At 67.5% G+C, this 5,982-nt stretch carries 6 protein-coding genes and 1 pseudogene; 1 reads left to right on the forward strand and 6 read right to left on the reverse strand.

Annotation, left to right across the window (positions count from 1 at the left end; all coding sequences use genetic code 11):
- Together FHD68_RS17265 and trpA are read right to left on the reverse strand one after the other, a co-directional pair.
- A partial coding sequence (locus tag FHD68_RS17265) for a VOC family protein (RefSeq protein ID WP_139086374.1) occupies window positions 1–302 on the reverse strand: 302 nt, incomplete at its 3' end.
- The gene (trpA, locus tag FHD68_RS17270; RefSeq protein WP_045983790.1) at window positions 299–1,096 is read right to left on the reverse strand and encodes a tryptophan synthase subunit alpha; all 798 of its coding nucleotides are present in this window, start codon (window positions 1,094–1,096) and stop codon (window positions 299–301) included. The genes trpA and FHD68_RS17265, both read right to left, overlap by 4 nt.
- A 154-nt stretch (window positions 1,097–1,250) precedes the next feature.
- On the opposite strand from trpA, the gene ychF reads away from it, so the two are divergent.
- A complete protein-coding gene (gene ychF / locus FHD68_RS17275; RefSeq protein WP_045999324.1) occupies window positions 1,251–2,348 on the forward strand; it encodes a redox-regulated ATPase YchF in 1,098 nt (365 codons plus the stop codon).
- A gap of 36 nt (window positions 2,349–2,384) precedes the next feature.
- Here ychF and FHD68_RS17280 read toward each other — a convergent pair whose 3' ends face one another.
- The 4 genes and pseudogenes from FHD68_RS17280 to FHD68_RS19165 all read right to left on the reverse strand — a co-directional run.
- Window positions 2,385–3,395, reverse strand: a complete 1,011-nt coding sequence (locus tag FHD68_RS17280; protein WP_127898361.1) for a cytochrome d ubiquinol oxidase subunit II — start codon at window positions 3,393–3,395, stop codon at window positions 2,385–2,387.
- Window positions 3,396–3,398: 3 nt separating this feature from the next.
- Entirely contained in the window at window positions 3,399–4,784 is a 1,386-nt protein-coding gene (locus FHD68_RS17285) for a cytochrome ubiquinol oxidase subunit I (RefSeq protein WP_127898362.1), read from the reverse strand.
- 5 nt (window positions 4,785–4,789) lie between these two features.
- On the reverse strand, window positions 4,790–5,356 hold the full coding sequence (locus FHD68_RS17290) for a GbsR/MarR family transcriptional regulator (protein WP_127898363.1): 567 nt from the start codon (window positions 5,354–5,356) through the stop codon (window positions 4,790–4,792).
- A gap of 143 nt (window positions 5,357–5,499) precedes the next feature.
- Window positions 5,500–5,982 (reverse strand): annotated as a pseudogene (locus FHD68_RS19165) (D-alanyl-D-alanine carboxypeptidase); the annotation flags it as partial.

The following is a 5,982-nucleotide window of genomic DNA, read 5'->3' on the forward strand; positions in this document are numbered from 1 at the left end:
GCCTGCACGACGCGCGTGCCGGCGGGTGCGCGCAGCGGCGTCGCGCGCATCACCCAGCCCGCCACCCGCGGCGGGCCGTCGAACCCGTCCAGCCCGAACCAGCAGGGCCGAACATCGGCCTCCGGATCGGGCGCGATCAGTTCCAGGTATTCCCCCGGCCCAAGCGACATCAGGCGGTTGTGGGTGCCCATGCCCGGATGGCGCCCGCCCGGTTCCAGCGTCAGGCCGTGGCCGGCCAGCCACGCCGCCCCTTCGTCCAGGGTGCGGGCGGCGATGGCCACGTGATCGAAGGCCAAGCTCACCCGCGATGGGCGCCCGCGGCCAGGTCGCGGACGAAGGCCAGGATTTCCGGGACGGGGCGACCCTCGCCGATCTGCTTGACGATGGCGCTGCCGACGACGCAGCCGTCGGCGACGGATGCGATCGCCTCGGCGGCCTCGGGGGTCGAGATGCCAAAGCCCACGACCACCGGCAGGCCGGCGGCGGCGCGGATGCGCGCGACCTCGGGGGCGACGTCGGCGGCATTGGCTGCGGCCGCGCCGGTGATCCCCGTGACGCTGACGTAATAGACGAAGCCCGTGATGTTCCTGACCACCGCAGGCAGGCGGCGGTCGTCGGTCGTCGGCGTCGCCAGGCGGATGAAGTTCAGCCCCGCGGCCGTAGCTGGCACGCAGAGTTCGGAATCCTCCTCGGGGGGCAGGTCGACGACGATCAGGCCGTCGATCCCCGCCTCGACCGCATCGGTCAGGAACTGGGTGACGCCGCCCTTTCGGGCATAGATCGGATTGTAATAGCCCATCAGCACGATGGGCGTCGTGGTGTCGTCGCGCCGGAATTCGCGCACGATGTCCAGCGTGCGGCTGACGCTGCCGCCCTGGGCCAGGGCGCGCTGACCTGCCGCCTGGATCGTGCTGCCATCGGCCATCGGGTCGGTGAAGGGCATGCCAAGTTCGATGATGTCCACCCCCGCGTCGGGCAGGCCGCGCATGATCTGCAGCGCGGTCGCATCGTCGGGGTCGGATGCCATCATGTAGGCCACGAAGGCCTTCTTGCCCTGGGCCTTGAGCGCCGCAAACCTGTCGTCGATTCTGGTCATGTCCGTCCCTGCATTCTTTGGCACAATCCCTAGCGCGCATGGGGGGTGGGTGCAATCTCCGGGCGCGGGTCGGGCGCGGGCCGGGCCAAGGCTGGACTTGGCCGCGCGGGGCGCGTAACAGGCGCGGGATATTCAGACGGGAAAGGGTGCTGTCATGGGCTTTCGCATGGGGATCGTGGGCTTGCCGAACGTGGGCAAGTCGACGCTGTTCAACGCATTGACGAAAACCGCCGCCGCACAGGCCGCGAACTTCCCGTTCTGCACCATCGAGCCCAACGTGGGCGAGGTCGCGGTCCCCGACCCGCGGCTGGACACCCTGGCCGCCATCGCAGGCAGCAAGCAGATCATCCCGACGCGCATCACCTTCGTGGACATCGCGGGCCTGGTGAAGGGCGCCAGCAAGGGCGAAGGCCTGGGCAACCAGTTCCTGGCCAACATCCGCGAGACGGACGCCATCGCCCATGTGCTGCGCTGCTTCGAGGATGGCGACATCACCCATGTCGAGGGCCGCGTCGACCCGCTGGCCGATGCCGACGTGATCGAGACCGAGCTGATGATCGCCGACATGGAATCGATCGAGCGTCGCCTGGCCAACCTGTCGCGCAAGCTAAAGGGCGGGGACAAGGACGCGCTGGATCAGGACCGCCTGCTGCGCCAGGCTCTGGCCGTGCTGAACGAGGGCCGCCCGGCGCGCACCATCGCCGTGTCCGACGACGACCGCCGCGCGTGGGACATGCTGCAGCTGCTGACTGCAAAGCCCGTGCTGTTCGTCTGCAACGTGGCCGAGGACGAGGCTGCCAACGGCAATGCCCTGTCCGAGAAGGTCCGCGAGATGGCCGAGGCGCAGGGCGCGGGCCATGTCGTGATCTCGGCCCGGATCGAGGAGGAGATCAGCCAGCTGGACGCCGAGGAGGCGCAGATGTTCCTGGGCGAGATGGGGCTGGAGGAGCCGGGCCTGGACCGGCTGATCCGCGCCGGATACAGCCTGCTTGGTCTGCAGACCTATTTCACCGTGGGCCCCAAGGAGGCCCGCGCCTGGACCATCACCAAGGGCACCCTGGCCCCGCAGGCGGCGGGCGTGATCCATGGCGATTTCGAGAAGGGCTTCATCCGGTCGGAAACCATCGCCTATGACGACTATGTCGCCGGCAAGGGCGAGGCCGGAGCGCGCGAGGCGGGCAAGCTGCGCGTCGAGGGCAAGACCTATGAGGTCAAGGACGGCGACGTCCTCCACTTCCTGTTCAGCGGCTGATGAGGAAAGGCGGGCCAGGCGGCCCACCTTGTTCGTTCAGGAATAGGTCAGTTCGGTCGCCTTGCCGCGGAAGACCGTGTAGGCCAGCACCGAATAGGCTATGATGACCGGCAGGACGACCAGCGCGCCCACCAGGATGATGATCAGCGCCTCGGGTGCGGCCGCGGCCTGATAGATCGTCATCTGTTCGGGGACGACATAGGGGTAGAAGCTGTAGGCCAGCCCCCCGAAGGCCAGGACGAACAGCGCCGTGGTCAGGGCGAAGGGCGTCCAGGCCATGCGGTCGTTCTCCATCGGCAGCACGTGCAGCACCCGCCACAGGGTGGCGATCAGCACCACCGACAGGATCGGCAGGGGGGCCAGGATCGCAAATTCGGGCCAGCTGAACCACTTGTCCCAGATGCGGGCACTGACCAGGGGCGATGCGGCCGAAATCGCGGCGATGCCCGCCACCAGCCCCCAGATGCCGCGCCGTGCCCACAGGATCGCCTTGGCCTGCAGAACGCCCTCGGCCTTGCCGATCAGCCAGGTCGCACCGATGACGCTGAACCCCACCGTCAGGAACACCGCCGTCAGCAGCGCAAACGCGATGTTGGTCCAGCTGAGCTGCAGCCCGGTGACATAGAGGCCCAGCATGAACCCCTGCGCCAGGGTTGAGGCCAGGCTGCCCGCGAAGAACGCCCGGTTCCACGCGGCGCGGTGACGGGTCGGGGCCTTGGCGCGGAACTCGAACGCGACGCCGCGCAGGATCAGGCCGATCAGCATGACCGTCACCGGCAGGTAAAGGGCAGTCAGGATCACCCCGTGCGCCACCGGGAAGGCCACCAGCAGCAGGCCGATGGCCAGGACCAGCCAGGTCTCGTTCGCGTCCCAGAAGGGACCGATCGAGGCGACCATGCGGTCGCGTTCCGACGGGGTGGCGAAGGGGAACAGCAGGCCCACCCCCAGGTCGAAGCCGTCCAGGACGACATAGACCAGGATAGAGATGCCCATCAGCATCGCGAAGACGAAGGGCAGCCAGATGAACGGATCACCGAAGAGGTGCATGATCTACTCCGCAGGTTGCAGGGCGTGCACGCCTGCGTCGGGGGTGGGCAGGTCTGGGGTCAGCGGGTCGTGGCGTGCGGCGCGGCGCGCCAGATAGGTCAGCGTGCCCAGGTAGGCCGCCATCAGGACCGCATAGACCAGAAGGTAGGCGACCAGGCTGGAGGCGACCATGCCGCCGGTGACCGGGCCGACCGCCTCCTTGGTGGTCAGGACGCCCGTGACCAGCCAGGGCTGACGCCCGATCTCGGTCACGTACCAGCCCGCCAGCGTGGCGATCCAGCCCGAGAAGCCCATCGCGGCAAAGGCATAGATCCAGGGGCGCGGCAGGCCTTCGACCCCGCGACCGCGGCGCATGAACCACAAGGCAGACCAGGACAGCGCCAGCATCGCCATGCCCATGCCCACCATGATCCGGAAGCTGAAGAAGACCGGGGCCACGGGCGGGTGTTCGGGGGTGCCGTCGGCGGCCACGAAATCGTTCAGGCCCGGCACCTCGCCGTCCAGGCTGTGCGTCAGGATCAGGGATGCGACGTTGGGGATGGCGATCTCCATCCGGTTCTCGCGCGCCTCCTGATCGGGCAGGGCGAAGAGGACCAGCGGCACGTTGCCCTGCGTCTCCCAGTTGCCCTCCATCGCGGCGACCTTGGCGGGCTGGTGTTCCAGCGTGTTCAGGCCGTGCATGTCGCCGGCATAGATCTGCAGCGGGATCAGCACCGCGCCAAGCGTCGCACCAAAGCGCAGCGTGGCACGCACCTCGTCCCCCCGGTCGCCCCAGATCCAGCGCAGCGCCGAGATGCCCGCGATGAGGAAGGCCACCGTCAGCCCCGAGGCCAGCAGCATGTGCGTCAGGCGGTAGGGCAGCGACGGGTTGAAGATGATCGCCATCCAGTCGGTCGCGTGGACCACGCCGTCGATCACCTCATAGCCCGCGGGCGTGTGCATCCAGCTGTTCAGGACCAGGATCCAGAAGGCCGACAGGGTGGTGCCGAACGCCACCAGAAAGGTCGCGGTCGTGTGCAGCCAGCCCGGCACGCGGCGAAAGCCGAACAGCATGATGCCCAGGAAGGCGGCCTCGAGGAAGAAGGCGGTCAGCACCTCATAGGCCAGAAGCGGACCCGCGATGTTGCCGACGCTTTCCATGAAACCGGGCCAGTTGGTGCCGAACTGGAACGACATGGTGATGCCCGACACGACGCCAAGCGCGAAGGACAGGGCAAACACCTTCACCCAGAAGCGATAGGCGTCCATCCATTTTTCGTCGCCCGTGCGGTTGAAGCGCAGCTTGAAGAACAGCAGCACCCAGCCAAGCGCGATCGTGATGGTCGGGAACAGGATATGGAACGAGATGTTCGCGGCAAATTGAATCCGCGACAGAATCAGCGGGTCCATGGGTTTCAGCCTTTCGATTGAGGTTTGCTGCGGCGGATCGGGATCAGCTTGCCCGCGCCGTCGACAAGGCGGCCAAGACGGGCGCCCATGTTCATCAGCGCGACCAGGCGCTCGGTCTCGAACCGGGCCAGGTCATCGTGGAACCGCGTCATCTGTTCGATCAGCTGGCGCAGTTCGGCGATGCGGGCGTGGGCTGCGCGGTCAGCCGGGTTGGGTTCGGCCATCGACAGTTCGCGAAGCTTGGTCAGCGTCGGGTCGATCTCGCGCTTGCGCCGTTCGTTGATCAGCGTGCGCACGATCTCCCACAGGTCGTCGGGCGTGGTGAAGAATTCGCGCCGGTCGTCCTGCTGATGGCGCAGGCGCACCAGGTTCCAGCTTTGCAACTCCTTGAGCGCCATCGACACGTTCGAACGGGAGAAGCCCAGGGCGGCGACGATGTCGTCCGCACACAGCGGCTCATCCGCCAGGAACAGCAGGGCATAGACCTGACCGACGGTGCGGTTGATGCCCCACCGCGATCCCATTTCACCGAAATGCAGGATGAACTCCTGACGCAAGGCCGACACTGACATTCGCTTGTTCCCGTCATTTCAGAAATTACTGAAAATAACATAGAGCAAGCGGCGCGCCGGCATAGCGGGCAGGTTGTCGCATCCGCATATGAAAAAGCCCCCGCCTTTTCGGGCGGGGGCGTCAAGTCAGTCTGACCGGGTCGTCAGTTGGCGATGACCTGGCAGGGCTGCGACCGGCTTTGCATCCGCTCGCAGGCCAGTTCGGCATGGCCCTTGGAGAGGTTTCCGAACTGCGGCTCGAACCCGCGATTGGTGTTGGCGACGTGCCGGCGCGCCGCGCCGAACAGGTTGCCGTCCTGTAGGGCCAGACGCAGCAGCAGCCGGTCAGCCTCGGCCTGAGAGGTGTAGCGGCCCAGGCTGACGCCCCAGTTGCGGCCGCTGTCGGTGGGACGGCGCACGACCTCCAGTGCCTCGGGTGCGCTCAGGTCGCCTTCGCCCATCGCGGCCAGGATCACGGTTTCGGACCGCGGCTTGGGCGCCCTGGAACTGTCCAGCGACAGGGTGCCGGGGGCCGCCTGCATCTGCGGTTCCGGGGCGGGCGCGGCTGCAGGCTCGGGCTGGGCAACGGCGGCGATGCTGGCCGTGCGCCGGGGCGAGGGTGCAGGGCGCGCCGATCCGGCCAGCAC

The sequence above is a fragment of the Paracoccus marcusii genome, from assembly GCF_006151785.1.
Classification (GTDB): domain Bacteria; phylum Pseudomonadota; class Alphaproteobacteria; order Rhodobacterales; family Rhodobacteraceae; genus Paracoccus; species Paracoccus marcusii.